The following is a 22,365-nucleotide window of genomic DNA, read 5'->3' as shown; positions in this document are numbered from 1 at the left end:
CTTCCTTATTTTTGATAGTCATGAATGATTACACCTTGTACCACACGGTTTACGGTACCTGTAGGAGACGGTGTATCTGGTTTATTTTCTACCTTGAGTGAAGTCAATAGGGCAAAGAGTTGAGCATAAACGATGTAAGGGAAGACACGGTAGATATCGTTCAAGACACCGCCACAACCAAGGGCTACTTCTTTGACATTTTCAAGACCAAGGGCTTGATCACTCAAGAGCACAACACGACGAGCAATCTGATCACCAGCCACTTCACGAACCAAGTCCAAGTCGTACTTGCGAGTGTAGTCTGTCGTTGTACCAAATACCAAAACAACTGTATCTTCGTTGATCAATGATTTTGGACCGTGACGGAAGCCAACTGGGCTTTCATACATGGTCGCCACTTGACCAGCTGTTAATTCCAAAATCTTGAGCTGAGCTTCATGAGCAAGGCCAAAGAAAGGACCAGCGCCCAGGTAGATAACACGGTTAAAGTCAAGTTCAACCAGCTCTTTAACATCTGCTGCATTGTCTAGAACTTTACGGGCAAGACTAGAAACAACTCCAAAACGTTCAGATTTAACAGCAAATTCTGTAGGATCAAAGACCAAGAGAGCTGTCAACATCATGGACGTAAAGCTAGAAGTCATGGCAAACCCAGCGTCATTAGAAGCAGCCGGTTGCAAGAGCAAGAGATTGCGGTCATCGCCATGAGCTTGAAGAGCTAATTTCCCTTCTGCAGCACATGTAATGGTCACTTGGTAAAGGTCGTCAACCAAGTCTTTAGCCAAATCAACCGTCGCCACACTTTCAGGTGAATTTCCACTACGAGCAAAGGAAACAAGGACAGTAGCCACATCTTTTTTCAGATAGGTTTCTGGATTGGCAACAATATCAGTTGTCGCAATGGCATTGAAATTCCATTTGCGTTCGTCATAGACTTCCTTAAAGTATGGCACCAAGGTATCTCCCACATAAGCGGAAGTACCAGCACCCGTCAAGATGACCTTGATATAGTCATGTTTATCAGCGATACCTTGCAAAAAGGTTGCAATTTCTTCACGTTTCGCTTGATAGGCTTCAAAAGCTTCTTTCCATACATCAGGCTGTTGGTAGATCTCACGAGTCGTGATTTCTGCACCCAGTTCAAGTAATTCTTCTTTTGTGTAATTTAGCATAGAGTTCCTCTAATCTATTATTGTTTCATTCCTATTGAAAATATGGGAATGGGATTGACTCCCATTCCCATGTATATTCTATATAAGATGCTCTAAGTCACATCTTATTCATCTTCGTCATCATCGAAGCCCGCTAACAGGTCATTGACTTTCACGATGCTTTCTGCAGCACGGTTCTTGTAGTCCGCATCTGCGCCTGTAAGGCTAGCATTGATAAATTCAATCACCATTGGAAGATTCATCCCTGCGTAGAGTTCAATGTCGCGACCTTCCATGATCAAACGGCTTACCACGTTACAAGGTGTTCCGCCGAGAAGGTCCGCAAAGACTAGGAAATCATCCAATCCTTCGATAGCAGCTTCAAATTTTGCAGTAAATTCTTCTGGACCATCTTCTGGAAGAAGAGCCACTGCATGAATGTTGTCTTGTGGACCCATGATCATTTCTGTGCTACCTTTCAGTTCTTCACAGAAACGACCATGACTCACCAAAATTAATGATTTACTCATAAATTATGCGCCCATTCCAAGCAAGAATTTACCGATGAATGAAAGACCTACTGCAAGAACGATAATGATACCGATCGCTTTAGTAGAGTTCATACCTTTCTTACCAAGCAACCAGAAGATAAAGGCAGTAAAGATTGCTGGAAGCAAGCGTGGGAAGATTGAGTTCAAGATGTCTTGGAAGTCAATCATCTTTTCACCGATTGGCAATTTGTAAGAAATGTCAAAGTTGATCATTGTTGCTACAAGAGCACCCATCATGAAGACACCAAGTACAGATGCAGCGTCAATTAAAGCTGTCAAGGTACTTTGCATGTTGTTGATAAGGTTAACCCCTTCTTTGTAGGCAAATTCCAATTGTTTCCAACGGAAGATGTCATAAGCAACTGCAACTGCGATCCAAAGGAAGATACCCCATGGTTGACCTGCGATAGCCATAGTTGCTGCGATAGATCCCATGATAGCAGGTACAAGTGAACCAAAGATTGTATCTCCAAGAGGAGCAAATGGTCCCATCAAACCTGTCTTGATACCGTTAACGGCATCTTTTGAACCCACACCATCTTTTTCTTCCATGGCAAGGTCAAAACCAGCGATAATTGTGTGGAAGAATGGTGAAGTATTGAAGAATTGAGTATGAACTTTCATCATTTCTTTCAATTCAGGAGTTCCATCCCCATACATTTTACGCAATTGAGGCAAGATCATGTAAAGGTAACCAGAAGCTTGCATACGTTCGTAGTTCCAACCTAATTGGAAAGTAAACAAGCTACGTTTGTTGATTTGATTAAAATCTTCTTTTGTAAGTTTGTAATTAGAATTCGTCATCTTCGATTTCCCCACTTTCTGATGGTGTAGAAGGTGCTGCTACAGCTACTTTTTGGCTGTTCTTAAAGTGAACAACTGCAAGGAAGATACCTACGATAGAAACACCGATCATAGACAAACCTTTGAAGTTGTTAGCAAAGCCAATCTTTTCAGCAACATCAGCAGGAAGAGTACCAAGGATACCCGCAACAGCTCCACCAAGACCTGTTACATATGAGTAAAGGACAGTCAACATAGCTGTCAAACCAAATCCCATTGCAAGGTAGTGAAGGTTACGTTTAACTGGAAGGTAACGAAGCAAGATTGCAAATCCAAGACCTGGAAGCATACGACCTGCAAGTGTCAAACCGTCTGCAACCCATTGGTATTCTTTAACAAGGTCTACTACTGATTGTACGAAAGCACCACCAAAAGCAAGAGCGAAGAATACTGGAAGGGCACGAGAAAGAGCCCATGGAAGCGCACCAAGTAGGTAGTTGCGTTCGATACCTTTGTAGTCAAAGCGTTCGATCGCAGCATCAATACGGTGTGCAAAGAAAGTAGTTGTCATACGTCCAAGAACGTCGAAGTATGTCAAAAGTGCCGCTACTGGTACAGCGATTGTTGTAATCGCAAGGTCTGTATCAATACCTTGAGAGATAGAGAATGCTGTTGCAAGAACCGCACCAGAAGTTGCGTCGATACGAGAAGCACCACCGAAGGTACCAACCCCGAGAACGAACAACTGCAAGCTACCACCGATAAACAAACCAGTTGTCACATCTCCCATGATCAAACCAGTAATAAAACCAGCGAATACAGGGGAACCTGCAGATGAAACGATTGTCAACTCATCACAGATTTGATAAGCTGAGTACAAAGTGAGAAGTAAAATTTGCCACCATTGTATCATAACAATGACCTCCTAAAAATTTTTTCCTATTTTAATAAGCTCAAAAAGTCTGAAACTGGATCATTTGGAACCATTTGAGCAGTGAGTTTCACACCTTTTTCTGCTAGTTTGTGGAAGTCTTCCACATCCTTGTCTACCACGTTGATAGAACGTGTGATAGAGCGAGTTTCTGGTGTTTGAGACATATTGCCGACGTTGAGTGTTTCAAGCGGAACACCTGCTTCGACCAAACCAAGGAAACGGTCTGGTTTACGTGCAACGATAAAGAGACGTTGGCTATCGTATTTACCAGCAAGGATATTTGCTGCTGCTTTCTCAACTGGCAAGATACTGAGTTTCACACCTGGTGGTGTCGCAAGTTTCAAACCACTCTTTTCAATATCGTTGTTAACAACTTCGTCGTCTACAACCATAATGCGTGAAACATTTAGTTTTCCAGCCCAAAGATTGGCTACTTGACCATGGATCAAACGTCCATCGATACGGCATCCTACAATTGTCATAAGTTTTCCCCCTTTATGTGTTTTAGTGTAGGTTTACGAGTTAAATGAATCTCTTCTTTATATTCGCCCTCAGTTTCAAAGATGATGATGCGGTTAGCACCTTCCTTGAGATAGCTATGAGGGATATAAAGTGAGAGGGTCGGGCCGACGTTCCAGAAACGCCCTAGGTGGCGCCCGTTGACAAAGGCAACTCCCTTACCAAACTCAGACAAGTCTAAGTAGGTATCCTTCGGCTCTTCGACCGTAAAGTCGAAAGCGTAAAAGGCTGGTTGTCCTTCTGTCCATCCTTTTGAAAAATCAATCTTCTCAGGATTATCCAGTGGCAGTGGATATTGTTTCCAATTCAGTAAGAAATGTAGATCTTTGCAGACACCTGTACGAATTCCTTTATGTTGCGTATCTGCTAAGAACTTGTGTCCATAGTTAACACGCCCCATATTTTCGATCAGGATATCAATCTCTGAACAGCCTTCTCGATTGCCCTGACAGTAGATGTCTTCACCAATCTCTGTCTGGTATTGAGTAGCAATCCATTGACCATCTACAAAGAGTTGAGCTCGGTCACGTCCATCGATGATACGGAGGCGTTCCTCTTCTGCATCCCAACTTGCCTCAGTGCGGTAGAGAAGGTAGCCATAGCTTTGTCCAAGTTCTTCCATCGCTTTTGGATAGAGGCTTTCAGTAGGACTAGAGAGACTATCCAGGGTTTCAAACAAGGACACTTTTTCGACTAGTGGAATGGATTCCATTTCCATGCTTTCCTTGTAAAGTGGTTCCAACTGTGGATACTCTGGGAAGTGTGTTGCCATCATCTTCTTGACTGCTAGGTATTTAGCAGTTGGATTTCCTTCTTCATCGAGAAGGGCATCATAGTCGTAAGATGTGACTTGTGGTAAATCTAGAGTTCCTCGAGCCGAGCAACCATTCATGAAACCAAAGTTTGTTCCGCCATGGAACATGTAAAGGTTGATAGAGCCTTGTTCCAATACCTCTCGAACAGCTTCTGCCAATTCTTTAGGATCCCGTGTGATGATAGGCTCTTTCCAACGGTTGAACCAACCATCCCAGAATTCCATACACATGAGGGGCCATTTCTTACCATACTCATCAAAGAATTCCTGCATCTGTGAAAAGTTGTACGGAGCTTTAGAACCGAAGTTCCCTGTCACAAAGAGGTCGTCTTCGATCAAGGTTCCGGCTTTCAGAGTAGCCCTCCATGGACCATCTGAAGTAAAGAGTGGGCAATCAATCCCTCGGTCTTCCATCAATTTCCGAATCGCTCGTAGATAAGACTTATCTTCTCCATAAGAGCCATATTCATTTTCGACTTGCATCATGAGAATGTTTCCGCCATTATCCAACAAGCGGGGTACAAGCCTTGGCAATAATTGGTCATAATAGCGAGCAACAGCCTCGATGTAGGCCGGGTCAGACGAGCGAATTCGCATGTCCTTGGTCAAGAGCCAAGCCGGCAAGCCACCAAATTCCCATTCCGCACAGATAAATGGAGACGGGCGTACAATGGCGTAGAGACCCAGATCTTGTGCAATTTGAAGAAATCTCTCCAAATTTCTGGCACCTTCAAAATCAAACTCCCCTTCAACAGGTTCGTGTAAATTCCAAGCCACATAGGTCTCGACTGTATTAAAGCCAAGCGCCTTTAAGTTATAGAGAGAATAATACCAATCCTCTGCTGGAATCCTAAAATAATGAATGGCGCCGGACAAAATCTTGAACGGTTTTTCGTCTAAATAGAAATCGTCCTCAATTTTAAATCTTGTCATGTTATTACCTCTGACGAATTAAGTTTGCGCTTTCATTTATTATAATATTAACTATAATCAAATCTTTTGCATTTGTCAATAGGTTTTAGAAAATTCTTTAAAATTTTTCTATTTTTTTACTTCTTTTTTACCAAAATTGTCTAAAAATAGCATGAAATGAGGGCTTTTGCACGACCTCTGTTTTGACGGCGCTTTTATATATGTGCAAAATAATATTTTTAATGTATTATGTTATTTTTTCATCTAAATGCTACTATTTTCTTTGTGTTTGTGGTAAAATCAAAGAAGGAGAAAGAAAAAAATTGAGGTGCAATTATGGCTATTCCAAAATACCAATATATTAAAGACGAACTCAAGAATAAAATCATCTCAGGTCAATTTGCGAGTGGAGACAAGTTTTATACTGAAGCAGAGTTGATCGCCATGTATGATGTCAGTTCTATCACAGTTGTTCGTGCCTTGAACGACCTTGCCAAAGATGGCTATATTGTCCGCCAACAAGGAAAAGGAACTTTTGTTTCACGCGCTCGTAAGCACAAACTCGTTGAGTTTTCAGACGTAGAAATTTTTGAAACAAAAGACGATAAGGTAACTGTCCTTTCTATCGAACGTGGAAATAAGCTTGAATATTTGGAAAAACTTGGTTTGCGTGGAGACCAGTTCTACTACAAGATCGAACGGACACGTCAAACTAACGGTGTGACCTATATCTACCACACTTCTTATATTCCCGAACAATATATCAACGCCAACTATCCGAATCTTGACTATTATAGTTCTATCTATAAACGTTTCAAATTGGATTACCGCATTCACATGACTGATGAGCATTTTGAGGAAATCAACGAAATCGCATTCCCAACACCCGAGCATGCTGCTTCTACGTTGGGAATTGATACACAATTTCCAACTGTCTTCCAAACAAAGACTACAAAACTTGAAGCCACTGGCCAAGTCCTTGCCTATAGTGAAACTTATAAGCGAGCTGACTACTACAAAATCAAATTCATCTCGTGTGATCGAGGTCATTAAGAAAAAGCTTGAGCCTAGCTCAGGCTTTTTCTATGTTCATTATAGCATGCACCATTTAGTATGAACATATGACGAAGGGTAATTCTTTAATTAGTAGTGCTTTTACTAAAAACAAGTTAAGTATTGGCTAGATTTTCCTTGTTTTTAGTTTTTTGACAATTTTTTCCTAAATCTTATGATTTCCTCCATTTATTATAGTTCTTTCATAAAGCCGCTTGACTTTTTATATCTTAGATAATAAAATAAAAACAGTTTTGTGTAAACGCTATCATACAATATAATAACAGGGAGGTTTTATCATGAAACTAGAAAAGAAACAGCGCTTCTCCATTCGTAAGTACGCGATTGGAGCAGCTTCTGTACTCATAGGATTTGCTTTTGGTACCCAAGTCGTGTCTGCCGACGGGATTACTCCAGCTCCAACAGCTGAAGAAACTGTTCAAACTATTCAGGAGAGTCCACAAGCAGCCGAAGCAACTGTAGAGTCCAAGGTTCAAGAAAAACTGGAAGAAAAGGCTGACAAGCCTGTAAAAGAGGAGATCAAAGAAGACCAGGAGGCTCCTCGAACAGTTACTCCAACAACAGAAGAGTCAAGCGCACCAGTTGTGACAGAAAATACTGCTCCAACTCCTACTGCCGAGAAAGAAAGCCCTGCTCCAGCTGAAACTCCTGCTGAAAGCACTTCTTCAGAAAAGAAAAATGAAGTCGTTACACCAGCAGTGGCTGCTCCGAGCGTTGAACGAGCAAGTCAAGTAAATGAAAAACTGGCAAAACGAAAAATGATCTCAATCGACGCTGGACGCAAGTACTTCTCACCTGAGCAGCTCAAAGAAATCATCGACAAAGCTAAACACTACGGCTATACTGATCTTCATCTCTTAGTCGGAAATGACGGCATGCGTTTTATGTTGGACGACATGACGATCAAAGCCAATGGCAAAACCTATGCCAGTGAAGATGTCAAACGTGCACTCGAAAACGGAACCGATGCCTACTACAAGGATCCAAACGGCAACCATTTGACAGAGAGTCAAATGACGGATTTGATTAACTATGCCAAAGATAAAGGTATCGGACTAATCCCAACAGTCAACAGCCCTGGCCACATGGATGCGATTTTGCATGCCATGAAAGAACTAGGCATCCAAAAACCGAACTTCAACTACTTTGGTAAGGAATCTGCTCGTACCGTTGACCTTGATAACAAAGAAGCGGTTGCATTTACCAAAGCTCTGATCGACAAGTATGCTGCTTACTTCGCTGGCAAATCTGACATCTTCAATATCGGACTGGACGAGTACGCCAATGATGCTACAGACGCTAAAGGCTGGAGCGTTCTTCAAGCCTATAAATGGTATCCAGAAGATGGATTCCCAGACAAGGGTTATGATAAATTTATCGCCTACGCCAACGACCTAGCTCGCATCGTCAAATCTCACGGACTCAAACCAATGGCCTTTAACGACGGTATCTACTACAATAGCGACACTAGCTTTGGAACCTTTGACAAAGACATCATCGTTTCTATGTGGACTGGTGGATGGGGCGGATACGACGTCGCTTCTTCTAAACTTTTAGTTGAAAAAGGCCACCAAATCCTTAATACCAACGATGCTTGGTACTACGTCCTCGGACGAAATGCCGATGGTCAAGGCTGGTACAACCTCGACCAAGGACTCAATGGTATCAAGAACACTCCAATCACTTCTGTACCAAAATCTGATGGGGCTACTATCCCGTTCATCGGTGGTATGGTAGCTGCTTGGGCGGATACCCCATCTGCACGCTATTCACCATCACGCCTCTTCAAACTCATGCGTAGCTTCGCAAATGCCAATGCTGAATACTTCGCAGCTGACTATGAGTCTGCTGAACAAGCTCTGAAAGAAGTACCAACAGACCTTAACCGCTATACTGCAGAAAGTGTCGCAGCTGTAAAAGAAGCTGAAAAAGCCATTCGCTCACTCGATAGCAACCTCAGCCGTGCCCAACAAGATACCATTGATCAAGCAATCGCGAAACTCCAAGAAGCTGTAAGCAATTTAACCTTCACACCAGAAGCTCAAAAAGAAGAAGACGCGAAACGTGAAGTTGAAAAACTTGCCAAGAACAAGGTAATCTCCATCGATGCCGGACGTAAGTACTTCTCAGCTGAGCAACTCAAACGTATCATTGATAAAGCTAGTGAACTTGGGTATTCTGATGTGCATCTCCTCCTAGGAAATGACGGACTTCGCTTCCTACTTGATGACATGACTATCACTGCTAACGGAAAAACTTATGCAAGTGACGATGTCAAAAATGCCATCATTGAAGGAACAAAAGCTTACTACGATGATCCAAACGGAACTACTCTTAGTCAAGCTGAAATCACTGAATTGATCGAGTACGCAAAATCAAAAGGCCTCGGACTCATCCCAGCGATCAACAGCCCAGGTCACATGGATGCCATGCTCGTTGCTATGGAAAAACTTGGAATCAAGAATCCTCAAGCCAACTTTGACAAGGTCTCCAAAACAACCATGGACCTTGAAAACGAAGAAGCTATGAACTTTGTTAAGGCCCTCATCGGCAAGTACATGGACTTCTTTGCAGGCAAAACTAAGATCTTCAACTACGGTACCGATGAATATGCTAATGATGCTACCAACGCGCAAGGCTGGTACTACCTCAAATGGTATGGACTCTATGGCAAGTTTGCTGAGTACTCTAACACCCTTGCTGCCATGGCCAAAGAAAGAGGCCTTCAACCAATGGCCTTCAACGATGGTTTCTACTACGAGGACAAGGACGATGTTGAGTTTGACAAGGATGTCATCATCTCTTACTGGTCTAAGGGATGGTGGGGTTACAACCTTGCAACGCCTCAGTACCTAGCAAGCAAAGGTTACAAACTCCTTAACACCAACGGAGACTGGTACTACATTCTCGGCCAAAAACCTGAAGATGGTGGCGGTTTCCTCAAAAAAGCAATTGAAAACACTAAAAAAACACCATTTAACCAGCTTGCATCTACCAAATATCCTGAGGTAGACCTTCCAACAGTTGGAAGCATGCTTGCTATCTGGGCAGATAGACCAAGCGCTGAGTACAAGGAAGAAGAAATTTTTGAACTCATGACTGCCTTTGCAGACAATAACAAAGACTACTTCCGCGCTAACTACAATGCCCTCCGTGAGGAACTTGCTCAAATCCCTGCAAACTTGGATGGATACAGTAAGGAAAGCTTGGATGCCCTAAATGCAGCTAAAGAAGCTCTCAACTACAACCTCAACCGTAACAAACAAGCCGAGTTAGACGCTCTCGTAGCCAAACTCAAGGCAGCCCGCCTAGGCCTCAAACCAGCAGCAACCCACTCAGGAAGCCTCGATGAAAACGAACTAGCTGCCAATGTTGAAACCAAACCGGAACTCATCACAAGAGCAGAAAAGATTCCTTTTGAAGTTATCAAGAAGGAAAATCCAAATCTCCCAGCTGGTCAGGAAAAGATCATCACACCAGGTGTAGAGGGCGAACGCACTCATTACATCTCTGTCCTTACTGAAAATAGGCAACAAACAGAAACTGTTCTAGATAGCCAAGTAACCAAAGAACCTGTGATCCAAGTGGTTGAAATCGGCGCCCCTATTACTCACAAAGGGGATGAACACGGTCTTGCTCCAGCCGCAGAGACAAAACCTAGACTGGACATCCAAGAGGAAGAGATTCCGTTCACTACCGTGACACGTGAAAATCCACTCTTGCTCAAGGGGAAGACTCAAGTCCTTACCAGAGGTGTTAACGGTCGTCGCAGTCATTACTACTCTGTGAGCACTAGTGCTGATGGCAAAGAAGTGAAGACTCTTGTCGATAGCCTTGTAACGCAAGAAGCAGTGACACAAGTCATTGAAGTCGGAACCCTTGTTACCCATGTAGGGGATGAACACGGTCTTGCCCCAGCCACAGAAGAAAAACCTAGACTGGACATCCAAGAAGAAGAGATTCCGTTCACTACCGTGACACGTGAAAATCCGCAATTGCCAAAAGGACAAAGTCAAGTCGTCGTTTCTGGAGTAAATGGTCGCCGTACCGTCTTCTACTCTGTTAGCACTACTGCTGACGGCAAGGAAGAAAGAACCCTTGTCAATAGTGCGGTATCGCATGAAGCGGTCGCTCAGGTTGTCGAAGTCGGAACTGCCGTTGAGAAAGCTGAGCAAGCTGAAGCAACTACTAGCAAAGCAGATGAAAAACAACTCCCTGCAACAGGAAGTCAAGACTCTGCAGGCTTGGTCGCAGCAGGACTCATGGCCACACTAGCAGCTTACGGGCTCACTAAGAAAAAAGAAGATTAACACCCTTCGATAAGCATATAAAAAGCGAGATTGAATCTCGCTTTTTATTGTTAGGATTAATCACCAAGTCCGATACGTTCAAAGATATCATCCACTCGTTTGGTGTAGTATGCAGGGTTGAAGATTTCGTCGATTTCCTCTTGAGTCAGACGCGAAGTCACTTCTGGATCTGCTTCAAGAAGTGGTTTAAAGTCTACTTGGTTATCCCAAGAGTAGGCTGTTTTTGGTTGCACCAAGTCATAGGCTTGCTCACGGGTCATTCCCTTCTCAATCAAGGTCAACATAGCACGTTGGCTAAAGATAAGACCAAAAGTAGAGTTCATATTGCGGATCATGTTTTCTGGGAAGACCGTCAAGTTCTTAACGATGTTTCCAAAACGGTTGAGCATGTAGTCGATCAAAATGGTTGTATCTGGTGTGATGATACGCTCAGCTGATGAGTGGGAAATATCACGTTCATGCCAGAGAGCGACGTTTTCATAGGCCGTCATCATGTGACCACGGATGACACGCGCAAGACCTGTCATGTTTTCAGAACCGATAGGGTTGCGTTTGTGAGGCATTGCTGAAGAGCCTTTTTGCCCTTTGGCAAAGAACTCTTCTACTTCGCGTTGCTCAGACTTTTGCAAACCACGAATCTCAGTCGCCATACGCTCGATGGAAGTCGCGATGCTAGCAAGAACTGCAAAGTACTCAGCGTGAAGGTCACGAGGAAGCACCTGTGTAGAGATTTCTTGGGCACGGATACCCAGTTTGTCACAGACGTATTCCTCTACAAATGGTGGGATGTTAGCAAAGTTCCCAACTGCACCAGAAATTTTACCAGCTTCCACACCAGCAGCTGCATGCTCGAAACGCTCAATGTTGCGCTTCATTTCGCTATACCAAGTCGCCAATTTCAGACCAAAGGTTGTAGGCTCCGCATGCACACCGTGAGTACGCCCCATCATGATGGTGAACTTGTGCTCCTTAGCCTTATCAGCGATGATGTTGGTGAAGTTTTCAAGGTCACGACGGATGATGTCGTTAGCCTGCTTGTAGAGGTAACCGTAGGCAGTATCCACCACGTCAGTAGAAGTCAAGCCGTAGTGGACCCACTTGCGCTCTTCACCAAGAGTCTCAGAAACCGCACGCGTAAAGGCCACCACATCGTGGCGAGTCTCCTGCTCAATCTCCAAAATACGGTCGATGTCAAAGTTCGCCTTTTCGCGAATCAAAGCCACATCTTCCTTAGGGATTTCCCCCAACTCAGCCCATGCTTCGTCGGCCAAGATTTCCACCTCAAGCCAAGCACGGTATTTATTTTCTTCACTCCAAATGTTCGCCATTTCTGGGCGAGAGTAACGGTTGATCATGTTGTTATTTCTCCTTGCATTACTTTTGCTTCAAGTTCATCTAGTACAGATTCACCTTTTTGTATTACAGATTTTTTTAAATTAGGTAACGGAGTTGATTGATTTAATGAAATACCTTCGTCTTCAGAAATCTTTTCTAAATTTTTGATTTCTGTATCCAACCTTGCTATTTCTTGATCCAATTGACCATTTTGATTTTGCATTTCCATCACATCACGTTTTTCTCTCAAAATAAGCCACAAATAAGGGACGACTATGATTGACATATTAAGTATCATCTCTAAAGGACTATTTTGACTTATTGATCTGGTCTCCAAAAAACGGTCATTCGAATAAGTAAATTTCGATTGTACAAAGAACTCATTTCCTAAGAGCTTAATTTTATCATCTTCCATCTTGATACCAACGATTGGACGTTCAAATCGGTTAAATATATAATCAAACTGCTTGGATAATTGCTTTTCATCAAAACTATTAAATAATTCTATCAATTCATTATCTCTAATTTTAAACTTAGATTGTATTTCCTGAAGACACTTCCTTCTATTATCACTTTCTAGTTCGTTATTCTCTGTTATTTTCTCACTAAAGAACTCTACAAAACTGAAATTCAATACATCTGAAGATTCTCTAGAGATATTAAATAGTTCCGATAAATCATCCCTCTTATTACCTAAATTTAACTTGTACTTACTAGTAATAGAAAAATACACTCTGTAAGCTTCAAAAAATTCATGTAAAACTAAAACTTGTTTATTAGGAAAGAGAGAAATTGGTGAGCCTAAGTGATAATATTTCACAACATCAGTAGGATTATTTAAATCAAGCTCTGGAATTCTATATTTTGTATATTGATTGTTAATTTTTATAGATGAATTAAAAATAATAACATCATTTTTAAGAACACCTTGATCAAGATAGATAGAAATATCATGTAATAAAACTGATTTATAATAGAATTCACTAAAATCATTAGATAATTTTGAAATTTGCCAATTTGTATATAGTGTATCGTCACTTTTTTGCGAAGACAATTTTAATTCTAATTTATTCATTCATTCTTCCTTCTAATTTTAACACACGCTCTTCAAGCTCAATTTTTTCTTCTAGGGTAGCTTTTAATTTTAGTTTGTCTTCAAGGTGTTTTCGTTTCTCTTCGTTTAACTCTTCTTCTCTAATTTTTTGTAGCTGGTAGTTTATATAAGTCAGATTAAATAATAATAACGCTACAGATACAGCCGAGAAACCTCCTCGCTTCGAGATTGACTGAAGATTTACGAATATTGAATTATCATAAAAGCTATAACAAAAGGTTGCTAAGCTAGCTAGAATTCCCAATAATATTACTATCAGTTTTCTCTTTTTAGACTCAACTTTTAGAATTTCTAAAATGGGATCAAGTATAGATGATACTAATGTGGCAAGAGTAGTATACAAAAAAATAGGAAATCGTGAATTTAAATCAATATTTCCATCTAAAATAGTTAAAGTACCTATCCAAGATAAAAAAAGAGCAATTAAAATGATAATAATATTAAACAAGTCACCTGGTGTTACTAAAAATCTCAAATATTTTTTCATTTTATACTCCTAACTAGTATCAGTACTCGAAATAAAAATCAATTAAATTGTATTTTGCTATTTCCTATTCAAACTCCTCTTTCCCAATAAACACGGATGGGTAGTGAGATAATTCATTGAGATCGGTATCCAATTTCAAGTCATAAATTGCTAAATAGTTTTCAGGGTATTTAGCAACTAACTCTTCATATTTAGCCCTCACTTTTGCGTGATTGCTACTAGCATACACGACTTCGACGGCTGCTCCAGTCTTATCTTTTTCAACAAAAGCATTAACGATGATTTGTATCATAGATTTCTCCTAATATATATATGATAGGTTACTTTAATTGTTAACACGGACCATATATCTATTTAATACAGTGTTAATTTGTATTATTAAATTCTGAAAGTTATCATTAAGTAATAAACTAGACGCATCTTTGGAAGAAAGTTTAAGCTCTTTTTTTATGCTAGACCATTTGCCTGTATTTCGGTTGAATATACAAAATACTGCGGGAAAAACTCCATTACTATCACCAGCTATATAAATTTGAGTTGCTCTATCCAAATCTTTTTCTGATATAAATGTTAAATTCTGTCCTTTTTTCGATTTTTTTACAAATCCACTCAATGACAAGTCATCTATAATCTTCTGATAATCAGTCATTAGCCCAGAACATCCAGAATAATATTCAAAGAGTTTATTTACTAATTTCTTTACTTCCTCTGATGATTTATTATGATTTTGTTTGTAAATATTGTCTTGTAAAACTTCTACCGTCTTAATAATCTTTTTTTCATCTAAATTCGACTCTAAAATAGCTTTCTTAAATTCTAGATTAAATTGTAGATTATCAGGTTCATAACTTAAAATTTGTTGTCTATTTTTACTAGCAAGTAAGCGTAACTCATCTTGATTTCTTGTAAACAAAACATTCGTGACAGTTCGTAATAAGTCAGCTCTGAAATCTTTTACAAGCTTTATAAAATCTAAATCATGATTATTAGCAATCATAACATCAAGAATATGGGATATTATTTTATAATCAATTGAAATCCAATCTTGGTTCTCTATACTTGGCTCGTCACCGTTAGGAGTTAAGAAAAATTTATATTGTTTCCCAGAACGTTCATCTAAAATTTTAGAGTATTGAGTTAACTGAGACTCCTCAGAGCCACTACTATTATGTTCTGAGGAATATTGTTTCACTTCAATAGCAATTTGAATTTGCTTATCTTCGTTATAGTAATAAACATCAATATTTTCATATTCTGTTTGACACACTATAGCATCTGCACTATCATCAGAGAAAAATGAATGGATTTCCTTGTTAGATATGTCTATATCTTCTACCGATTTTAATAATTCTCTAATAAATAAGTGACCTAAGTTATGGTTCTCAGCAGGGTCTAACAACCATCTAATAAATCTCGAATATCGAATTTCATGAGCGCTACGCATGTTTCTGTCTTTTGTATTTCCATACTCAATAATTTCCCAAAAATTGGGAACTGACTCAATCACTAGTTTATCAACATATTTTTTTAGATTAGGATTCCCTACTCGAATTGTTTCAATCAAATTCACATAATCTTTAATATCCATTGTATTCCCTTATCAAAATTCCTCAACCTCATCCGGCACATCACTAAACAAAGTCACGTGTCCCATCTTGCGGTTGTGCTTCGCTTCTATTTTACCATATAGGTGGAGGTGGGCGCTTGGATTTTCTGTGACATATTTTTCAGCGGCCTCGACATGCTGACCGAGGACATTGAGCATGACAGCTGGGGCATGCAGTTTGATGGCTGGTAATTGTTCTCCGAGAACACCTAAGATATGGGTGTCAAATTGCGAGAAGTCGCAGGCTTCAATAGAGTAGTGTCCTGAGTTGTGTGGACGTGGCGCAATTTCATTGACAATGATGTCATCAGCCGTCGCAAACATTTCCACACAGAGCGTTCCAGACAAGTTAAGCTGTTCTGCGATTCGCACTGCCATGGTTTTAGCTTTATCTGCTAGCCTTTCCGAAATGCGGGCTGGCACGATGGTCTTTGAAAGAATATTGTTGCGGTGGATATTTTCCTGAACTGGGAAAACCGTCACGTCCTTGCCATTCCCAGATACGATGACAGAAATCTCCAAGTCGAAATTGACAAATTCTTCCAAGACACAGTCTGCTGAGTCAGCTAGTGCACGGGCTTCTTCCAAGTCTGCTACTGAGCGAATAACCTTTTGTCCATGCCCATCGTAGCCTCCAGTCGCGGTCTTAAGGACATAGTTTTTCGATAGATCAATATCTGCCAAGTCTTGGCTAGAAGTCACGACCTTGTAGGGTGCAACAGTGACTTGAGCCTTATTTGACAAAAAATCCTTTTCAAAGATACGATTTTGAGAAATGCGGAGCAGGTCTGTTCCTTGAGGGAGTTGTCCACCCTTGATAACGGCATCCAAACCGTCAGCATCGACATTTTCAAACTCATAGGTAAGGACATCGCAACGCTCAGCTAACTGACGAAGGGCATCCACATCGTTATAAGGAGCCACTATGATTTCCGCTACACGAGAGGCAGGACAATCCGCCGCAGGATCCAGCGCGATAACCTTGTGCCCCATGTAGATAGCAGAAATGGCCATCATCTGACCCAGCTGACCGCCACCGATAATTCCGATTGTTTTAGATGAGCTCATTTGTAGACTCCTCTGCGATTTTTCCTTGCTCTTCTGCGAAATCAGCCAAAGCTGTCGCGATAGCCTGATCTTCTACTGAAAGGAGACGGAGGGCAAAGAGAGCAGCGTTAGTCGCACCCGCTTCACCGATGGCCATGGTCGCAACAGGCACGCCACCCGGCATCTGAACGATAGAATAGAGCGAGTCTACACCGCTAAGAGCACGTGATTTGACCGGTACACCGATGACAGGCAGAGTGGTCTTAGCCGCTACCATTCCTGGCAAATGGGCCGCACCACCAGCACCTGCGATGATGACCTTGATGCCACGGCTACGAGCTTCTTCAGCATGTCTGAACATGAGGTCTGGAGTACGGTGGGCAGAGACAACTTTCTTTTCGTAGGCTACACCGAAGCGGTCTAGAACTTCTGCTGTTTTTTGCATGGTTGCCCAGTCGGATTTTGAGCCCATGATGATGGAAATTACTGGTTTCATTTCTTCTCCTTTTTTAATAATCGTCTATTGTAGTGCGGACGTAAGCGACCGCCTATGGCGTTCCATTACTAAAACTGGAGCCTAGGTCTCCAGTTTCCCGCTCCTAGTAGCTTTGCTACTAGGAGTTCCACTACTGCGACGATTATCCTATAGTGGCTCGCTTTCGCTCGCCATGACAATTTTTGTATCTGTTAATCTTTTATAGCCTTGCTCCCGATATCGGTTCGGTAAAAGAGGCCTTCTGTGTTTTGTTTGTCGAGTTCCTTGTAGATGGTATCTTGGGCTTCTTTAACGGTATCGGCTGTGGTGACCAGCATATAAACTCGTCCGCCGTTGGATAGCAGTGCTCTGCTATTTTCCGCAAACTTAGCCCCTGCATAGTAGGTAATGATGTCGTCTTCGGTCTTAGTTGGCAACTCGACACCCTTTGCATAGTCTAGCGGGTAACCCTTGGATGCAACAACCACACCCAGAGTCACACCCTTGTCCGTCCATGTGATGTTTGGCTCCTTGCCATCGAGAATATCCGTGATATTTTGTGCAAAGTCAGATGTCAAACGAGGCAAGATAATCTGAGTTTCTGGATCTCCGAACCGAGCGTTGAACTCGATAACCTTAGGTCCGTCTACGGTCAAGATAAGCCCCGCGTAAAGGACACCAAGATACGAACGACCTTCTTTGATCATCCCTTCAAGGACTGGCTTGACAATAGTGTCAACCGCTGTGTCAACCACGCTCTGTGGCAAGTGAGGAACTGGCGCATAGGCACCCATCCCACCAGTGTTAGGACCCTTGTCGCCATCATAAGCACGTTTGTGGTCCTGAGCCGTTGGCATAATGTAGAACTTGTCCCCATTGACAAAGGCAAAGAGTGAAAATTCCTCCCCTTCAAGGAATTCCTCGATGACCACTCGCGCCCCCGAGTCACCGAATTTATTGTCTAAAAGCATCTCGTGAGCAGCTTCGACGGCTTGCTCAACCGTCTCCGCAACGACGACACCCTTCCCAAGTGCCAAACCATCTGCCTTGACAACGATAGGAGCGCCTTTCTCCTCGATATAAGCCTTGGCCTCCTCGAAATCTGAAAATGTGCCATAGGCTGCTGTCGGAACACCATATTTGAGCATGATTTCCTTTGCGAAATCCTTGGACCACTCCAGCTCGGCTGCAGCTCTAGTCGGACCAAAAGCCTTGAGCCCAGCTTTGTTAAAATCATCTACGATACCAGCGGCAAGGGCATCATCAGGACCGATAAAGGCCCAAGCAATATCATTGGCTTTTGCAAATTCAATCAACTTATAATGTTCGGAAATAGAGATGTTTACCAATTCCAGACCATCCAGAGTCATTCCGTCATTCCCAGGAGCTACAAAAACATTTTCAACGTCTTTTGACTCAAGCAACTTCTTGGCAATCGCATGTTCACGACCACCCGAACCGACAACTAACAGCTTCATCTCTCAACCTCTTTTGCGAATTATTTACTAACATTATATCACAAACGTTCGTATTAATCTTCTTTTACTTAGCATTTTAAGTCAAAAAAGGAAAGAAACTGTTTTCTTCCCTTTCGTTTTTTAATGTCTAAAATGTCTCACACCTGTAAATACCATTGTCAAGCCATATTTGTCCGCTGCTTCGATGGATTCTTGGTCACGGACAGAGCCTCCAGGCTGGATGATGGCCTTGATTCCTGCTTTAGCAATTTCTTCTACATTATCCGCGAATGGGAAGAAGGCATCTGAAGCAAGAACAGCGCCGTCAAGACGGTCTTTAGCTTGGTCAATGGCGATGCGGACTGAAGCCACACGGTTAGTTTGACCTGGGCCAACACCAAGTGTCATGTGGTCATTGGTCACGATGATCCCGTTTGATTTGACGTACTTGATAGCTTTCCAAGCGAACTCAAGGGCAGTCGCCTCTGTCTCGGTTGGTTGACGTTTGGTCACCACTTGCCAGTCAGCTGGGCTTTCCTTGACCACGTCTTGGTTTTGCACGAGCAGTCCACCTACCACACCTGTGTATTCTGCCTCTACCTCACTAGCCTCTTGAGCATCAAATGGCAAGGCAAGGATGCGCAAGTTTTTCTTTTTGTTGGTCAAAATGGCTAGCGCTTCATCGGTATAGCTCGGTGCGATGATAATCTCGAGGAAAACGCCGTGCATCTTCTCAGCAGTCGCAGCATCCACCTCACGGTTGAGAACGACGATTCCACCGAAGATAGACACTGGGTCAGACTCATAAGCGTAGTCCCAAGCAGTTTCGATGTCATCAGCTTGACCGATACCGCACGGGTTCATGTGTTTGAGAGCTACAACGGTTGGACGGTCTTTGAAATCACGAATAATACGAATGGCCGCATCAGCGTCGCGGATATTGTTGAAGGACAATTCCTTACCGTTGAGCTGTTTCGCTGAAGCAATCGAGTAATCCGTTGGCAAGGCTTTTTGGTAAAAGTCTGCATCTTGTTGAGGGTTTTCCCCATAACGCATTGGTTGCTTGAGGTCATAGGTCAAAGTGAGCTTTTCAGGCTTGCTTTCTCCGACTTGAGCTGTGAAATACTCTGCAATCAAGGCATCATAAGCTGCTGTGTGACGGAAAACCTTGGCTGCTAAACGTTGGCGAGTTTCATAAGTAGTTTCACCATTTGCTGCCAATTCTTCAAGAACCACAGCATAGTCAGCAGGGTCTACTACAACCGTTACGCTAGCGTGGTTTTTCGCTGCTGAACGAAGCATAGATGGCCCACCAATATCGATGTTTTCAACTGCGTTAGCGTACGTCACGTCTGGTTTGAGAATCGTTTCCTTGAAAGGATAAAGGTTGACAACTACAAGGTCGATCAATTCGATCTTATTGTCCTTAGCCGCTTGAAGGTGGCTATCCAAGTCACGACGAGCGAGGAGACCACCGTGGATATTTGGGTGAAGGGTCTTGACACGACCGTCCATCATTTCTGGGAAGCCCGTCACATCATCGATCGCAATGGTCTCCACCCCAGCATTATCAAGGGCAACCTTGGTCCCACCTGTCGAGATAATCTTCCAACCGAGTTTTTTAAGTTCTTGGGCAAATTCAACAATGCCCGCTTTGTCTGAGACGCTGATTAAGGCTTTTTTCGTCATTCTATTCCTCTTTCTTTAGATCCAAACGCATAGCGACTTCGTTATTTTCTTCTATAAATCCTGTTTCCTGAAAACCCAGACTAGTCAACAGGTGCTTCATTTTTTCATTTCCAACCACATAATCTGCGGTAATATGACTGCAAGCTCTATCCATCTGAGCCTCTTTGATTAGAACTTCCAAGGCTTTTCGACCATAACCTCTTCCTTGGTACTGCTGACCAATCATTATCCGCCAGATAAAGTATTCCGCTTCATCCTTGTCTATTTCTAGCAGGAGAAAGCCAACCACTTGCTTATCCCAATAGATTGCCATCGGAAACACATCTTCGTTTTTCCGGTAGAGCCATGCATCAGCTAAAGAGCGCACATTTGGAGCTACGAAATGTGCTCGTTCATCAGCTTCTGATATTTTCAAATCCAGCACTGCCTGAAAACTGCTCTCATCTACCAATTTCAGTTCAATCATTTTTTCTCCTAGCAAGATTGCGCAATCAAAACTTGATTTACTTCTTACCTTCTCTCCACTCCCAAGCTATCCAACACTTCTGGATACAACTTGTACTCTGCCTCATGAATACGAGCTTCAAAGCTTTCGATGGTATCAGCAGATAGACGTGGTACACGGACTTGTTTGATAACCTTGCCTGTATCCACACCCGAGTCCACCCAGTGAATGGTCACGCCGCTCTCACCAACACCAGCATTCCAAGCGTCCTCAATCCCATGAGCTCCTGGAAATTCGGGCAGGTAGGCTGGATGAATGTTGATGATTCGACCTTCATAGGCCGCCAATAAGGTTGGTCCAACGATTTTCATGTAGCCTGCGAGACAAACCAAGTCAATCTGGTGTTCTTCCAAGAGTTCGACTAGAGCTTCTTCATAGTCTGCCTTGTTCTCAAATTCCTTGAGTTCAAAAGCATAGGACAGAACGCCAAGCTTGTCTGCACGCTCCAGCACATAGGCGTCACGATGATCTGAAAAGACAAACTCCACTGGAAATTGTTCCGCAATCACCTGAAAATTTGAGCCATTACCAGATGCAAAAACCGCTATTTTTTTCATTTGATGATGACACTTTCGTTTTCTTTCTTGACGATGCGACCAATTTCATAGACTGGTTCATCCAGCAATTCTTTGACGCGACCTACATTTTCAGGGCTAACTGCCAGCATGAGTCCCACACCCATATTGAAGATTTCAAACATTTCTTCATGCTTGATTTCACCGTATTTTTCAAGAGCCTTGAAAATCGGAAGCACTGGAACTTTGCTTTCCTCAATCTCAGCAGCTAGGTCAGTCGCAAACATACGAGGGACATTCTCGATAAATCCACCACCTGTGATGTGGGCAATTCCATTGACCAACTCTTCCTTGATGAGTGGTAATACAGCCTTGACATAGATACGAGTTGGCTCAAGAAGAACATCCTTGAGTTTCTTGCCTTCCAATTCTGGCAAAACTTCCTCACCTGTATAGTCGGCAAAGACACGACGAACGAGTGAGTAACCATTTGAGTGAATCCCACTTGAAGCAAGTCCGAGAAGAACATCACCTTCTGCCACTTTTGAACCGTCAATGATTTGAGATTTTTCAGCCACGCCAACCGCAAATCCAGCCAAGTCGTAGTCATCTTCGCCATACATACCAGGCATTTCAGCCGTTTCCCCACCGATGAGGGCAGCGCCTGCCTGCACACAGCCTTCTGCTACACCAGCAACGACTTGTTCTAGCTTAGCTGGTTCATTCTTCCCTGTCGCCACATAGTCGAGGAAATAGAGAGGCTCCGCACCTGCAGCGATGATATCATTGACACACATGGCCACACAGTCCTGCCCGATGGTATCGTGCTTGTCATACTTGATAGCCAACATGAGCTTAGTTCCGACACCGTCAGTCCCTGAGATCAAGACGGGTTCTTTGATCCCCGTCTTTGAAAGGTCAAACATGCCACCGAAACCACCCAGAGCTCCCATGACACCTGCACGCTCCGTACGAGCTACGTGCTTTTTGATCCGTTCAACAACTTCATAACCCGCTTCAACATCCACACCCGACTGGGCATAAGCATTTTTATTCGTCATTTTGTTCATTCCTTTCCTTTAATGGA

20 protein-coding genes are annotated in these 22,365 nt (G+C 42.5%); 2 read left to right on the top strand and 18 right to left on the bottom strand.

The window, feature by feature from the left end; translation table 11 throughout:
- Positions 1-5: 5 nt before the first annotated feature.
- From B7708_RS02230 to B7708_RS02205, 6 genes are all read right to left on the bottom strand, one after another.
- Positions 6-1,172, bottom strand: coding sequence for an SIS domain-containing protein (locus tag B7708_RS02230; protein ID WP_084973430.1), 1,167 nt, complete (start codon positions 1,170-1,172; stop codon positions 6-8).
- 104 nt (positions 1,173-1,276) lie between these two features.
- The gene (locus tag B7708_RS02225; RefSeq protein WP_081102481.1) at positions 1,277-1,681 is read right to left on the bottom strand and encodes a PTS sugar transporter subunit IIA; all 405 of its coding nucleotides are present in this window, start codon (positions 1,679-1,681) and stop codon (positions 1,277-1,279) included.
- Between the two features lie 3 nt (positions 1,682-1,684).
- The gene (locus B7708_RS02220; protein WP_000185284.1) at positions 1,685-2,506 is read right to left on the bottom strand and encodes a PTS system mannose/fructose/sorbose family transporter subunit IID; all 822 of its coding nucleotides are present in this window, start codon (positions 2,504-2,506) and stop codon (positions 1,685-1,687) included.
- Positions 2,493-3,398 carry a PTS mannose/fructose/sorbose/N-acetylgalactosamine transporter subunit IIC gene (locus B7708_RS02215; protein ID WP_045616654.1) on the bottom strand — a complete coding sequence of 302 codons (906 nt, stop codon included), beginning with the start codon at positions 3,396-3,398 and terminating at the stop codon, positions 2,493-2,495. Before B7708_RS02215 ends, B7708_RS02220 begins: the two co-directional genes overlap by 14 nt.
- A 26-nt stretch (positions 3,399-3,424) precedes the next feature.
- Positions 3,425-3,901: a PTS sugar transporter subunit IIB gene (locus B7708_RS02210; RefSeq protein ID WP_000156968.1), complete on the bottom strand. Its 477-nt coding sequence runs from the start codon at positions 3,899-3,901 to the stop codon at positions 3,425-3,427.
- Positions 3,898-5,685 carry a glycoside hydrolase family 35 protein gene (locus B7708_RS02205; protein WP_084973428.1) on the bottom strand — a complete coding sequence of 596 codons (1,788 nt, stop codon included), beginning with the start codon at positions 5,683-5,685 and terminating at the stop codon, positions 3,898-3,900. The genes B7708_RS02210 and B7708_RS02205 overlap by 4 nt, the downstream gene beginning before the upstream one ends.
- Positions 5,686-6,000: 315 nt before the next feature.
- Between B7708_RS02205 and B7708_RS02200 the strand changes: the two genes are divergently transcribed.
- Complete coding sequence (locus B7708_RS02200; protein ID WP_001007187.1) at positions 6,001-6,717, top strand: GntR family transcriptional regulator; 717 nt, start codon at positions 6,001-6,003, stop codon at positions 6,715-6,717.
- Positions 6,718-7,016: 299 nt separating this feature from the next.
- Positions 7,017-11,048, top strand: coding sequence for an LPXTG-anchored beta-N-acetylhexosaminidase StrH (gene strH / locus B7708_RS02195; RefSeq protein ID WP_084973426.1), 4,032 nt, complete (start codon positions 7,017-7,019; stop codon positions 11,046-11,048).
- Between the two features lie 56 nt (positions 11,049-11,104).
- Here strH and purB read toward each other — a convergent pair whose 3' ends face one another.
- From purB to purM, 12 genes are all read right to left on the bottom strand, one after another.
- Positions 11,105-12,403: an adenylosuccinate lyase gene (purB, locus tag B7708_RS02190; RefSeq protein WP_084973424.1), complete on the bottom strand. Its 1,299-nt coding sequence runs from the start codon at positions 12,401-12,403 to the stop codon at positions 11,105-11,107.
- Complete coding sequence (locus B7708_RS02185; protein WP_084973422.1) at positions 12,400-13,458, bottom strand: hypothetical protein; 1,059 nt, start codon at positions 13,456-13,458, stop codon at positions 12,400-12,402. Before B7708_RS02185 ends, purB begins: the two co-directional genes overlap by 4 nt.
- Positions 13,451-13,984 carry a hypothetical protein gene (locus tag B7708_RS02180; RefSeq protein ID WP_084973420.1) on the bottom strand — a complete coding sequence of 178 codons (534 nt, stop codon included), beginning with the start codon at positions 13,982-13,984 and terminating at the stop codon, positions 13,451-13,453. Before B7708_RS02180 ends, B7708_RS02185 begins: the two co-directional genes overlap by 8 nt.
- A gap of 64 nt (positions 13,985-14,048) precedes the next feature.
- Complete coding sequence (locus B7708_RS02175; protein WP_084973417.1) at positions 14,049-14,276, bottom strand: phosphoribosylaminoimidazole carboxylase; 228 nt, start codon at positions 14,274-14,276, stop codon at positions 14,049-14,051.
- A 33-nt stretch (positions 14,277-14,309) separates the two neighbouring features.
- Entirely contained in the window at positions 14,310-15,572 is a 1,263-nt protein-coding gene (locus tag B7708_RS02170) for a PD-(D/E)XK nuclease family protein (RefSeq protein ID WP_084973415.1), read from the bottom strand.
- 12 nt (positions 15,573-15,584) lie between these two features.
- Positions 15,585-16,658: a 5-(carboxyamino)imidazole ribonucleotide synthase gene (gene purK / locus B7708_RS02165; RefSeq protein ID WP_084973413.1), complete on the bottom strand. Its 1,074-nt coding sequence runs from the start codon at positions 16,656-16,658 to the stop codon at positions 15,585-15,587.
- On the bottom strand, positions 16,645-17,133 hold the full coding sequence (gene purE / locus B7708_RS02160; protein WP_000805606.1) for a 5-(carboxyamino)imidazole ribonucleotide mutase: 489 nt from the start codon (positions 17,131-17,133) through the stop codon (positions 16,645-16,647). The genes purK and purE overlap by 14 nt, the downstream gene beginning before the upstream one ends.
- A gap of 191 nt (positions 17,134-17,324) precedes the next feature.
- Positions 17,325-18,590, bottom strand: coding sequence for a phosphoribosylamine--glycine ligase (gene purD / locus B7708_RS02155; RefSeq protein ID WP_084973411.1), 1,266 nt, complete (start codon positions 18,588-18,590; stop codon positions 17,325-17,327).
- 120 nt (positions 18,591-18,710) lie between these two features.
- Complete coding sequence (purH, locus tag B7708_RS02150; protein ID WP_084973410.1) at positions 18,711-20,258, bottom strand: bifunctional phosphoribosylaminoimidazolecarboxamide formyltransferase/IMP cyclohydrolase; 1,548 nt, start codon at positions 20,256-20,258, stop codon at positions 18,711-18,713.
- 1 nt (position 20,259) lies between these two features.
- Positions 20,260-20,724, bottom strand: coding sequence for a GNAT family N-acetyltransferase (locus B7708_RS02145; protein WP_084973408.1), 465 nt, complete (start codon positions 20,722-20,724; stop codon positions 20,260-20,262).
- 44 nt (positions 20,725-20,768) lie between these two features.
- Positions 20,769-21,320, bottom strand: coding sequence for a phosphoribosylglycinamide formyltransferase (gene purN / locus B7708_RS02140; RefSeq protein WP_084973406.1), 552 nt, complete (start codon positions 21,318-21,320; stop codon positions 20,769-20,771).
- Positions 21,317-22,339, bottom strand: a complete 1,023-nt coding sequence (gene purM / locus B7708_RS02135) for a phosphoribosylformylglycinamidine cyclo-ligase (RefSeq protein ID WP_084973565.1) — start codon at positions 22,337-22,339, stop codon at positions 21,317-21,319. The genes purN and purM overlap by 4 nt, the downstream gene beginning before the upstream one ends.
- Positions 22,340-22,365: the final 26 nt, after the last annotated feature.

The sequence above is a fragment of the Streptococcus oralis subsp. dentisani genome, from assembly GCF_002096615.1.
Classification (GTDB): domain Bacteria; phylum Bacillota; class Bacilli; order Lactobacillales; family Streptococcaceae; genus Streptococcus; species Streptococcus oralis_U.
Note: the sequence above shows the minus strand (reverse complement) of the source record. Positions and strands in the feature narration are given on the sequence as shown.

Bases quoted from the DNA above. Each gene is read 5' to 3' on its own strand.
- B7708_RS02230 (WP_084973430.1), bottom strand. From the start codon at position 1,172: ATGCTAAATTACACAAAAGAAGAATTACTTGAACTGGGTGCAGAAATC.
- B7708_RS02225 (WP_081102481.1), bottom strand. From the start codon at position 1,681: ATGAGTAAATCATTAATTTTGGTGAGTCATGGTCGTTTCTGTGAAGAA.
- B7708_RS02220 (WP_000185284.1), bottom strand. From the start codon at position 2,506: ATGACGAATTCTAATTACAAACTTACAAAAGAAGATTTTAATCAAATC.
- B7708_RS02215 (WP_045616654.1), bottom strand. From the start codon at position 3,398: ATGATACAATGGTGGCAAATTTTACTTCTCACTTTGTACTCAGCTTAT.
- B7708_RS02210 (WP_000156968.1), bottom strand. From the start codon at position 3,901: ATGACAATTGTAGGATGCCGTATCGATGGACGTTTGATCCATGGTCAA.
- B7708_RS02205 (WP_084973428.1), bottom strand. From the start codon at position 5,685: ATGACAAGATTTAAAATTGAGGACGATTTCTATTTAGACGAAAAACCG.
- B7708_RS02200 (WP_001007187.1), top strand. From the start codon at position 6,001: ATGGCTATTCCAAAATACCAATATATTAAAGACGAACTCAAGAATAAA.
- strH (WP_084973426.1), top strand. From the start codon at position 7,017: ATGAAACTAGAAAAGAAACAGCGCTTCTCCATTCGTAAGTACGCGATT.
- purB (WP_084973424.1), bottom strand. From the start codon at position 12,403: ATGATCAACCGTTACTCTCGCCCAGAAATGGCGAACATTTGGAGTGAA.
- B7708_RS02185 (WP_084973422.1), bottom strand. From the start codon at position 13,458: ATGAATAAATTAGAATTAAAATTGTCTTCGCAAAAAAGTGACGATACA.
- B7708_RS02180 (WP_084973420.1), bottom strand. From the start codon at position 13,984: ATGAAAAAATATTTGAGATTTTTAGTAACACCAGGTGACTTGTTTAAT.
- B7708_RS02175 (WP_084973417.1), bottom strand. From the start codon at position 14,276: ATGATACAAATCATCGTTAATGCTTTTGTTGAAAAAGATAAGACTGGA.
- B7708_RS02170 (WP_084973415.1), bottom strand. From the start codon at position 15,572: ATGGATATTAAAGATTATGTGAATTTGATTGAAACAATTCGAGTAGGG.
- purK (WP_084973413.1), bottom strand. From the start codon at position 16,658: ATGAGCTCATCTAAAACAATCGGAATTATCGGTGGCGGTCAGCTGGGT.
- purE (WP_000805606.1), bottom strand. From the start codon at position 17,133: ATGAAACCAGTAATTTCCATCATCATGGGCTCAAAATCCGACTGGGCA.
- purD (WP_084973411.1), bottom strand. From the start codon at position 18,590: ATGAAGCTGTTAGTTGTCGGTTCGGGTGGTCGTGAACATGCGATTGCC.
- purH (WP_084973410.1), bottom strand. From the start codon at position 20,258: ATGACGAAAAAAGCCTTAATCAGCGTCTCAGACAAAGCGGGCATTGTT.
- B7708_RS02145 (WP_084973408.1), bottom strand. From the start codon at position 20,724: ATGATTGAACTGAAATTGGTAGATGAGAGCAGTTTTCAGGCAGTGCTG.
- purN (WP_084973406.1), bottom strand. From the start codon at position 21,320: ATGAAAAAAATAGCGGTTTTTGCATCTGGTAATGGCTCAAATTTTCAG.
- purM (WP_084973565.1), bottom strand. From the start codon at position 22,339: ATGACGAATAAAAATGCTTATGCCCAGTCGGGTGTGGATGTTGAAGCG.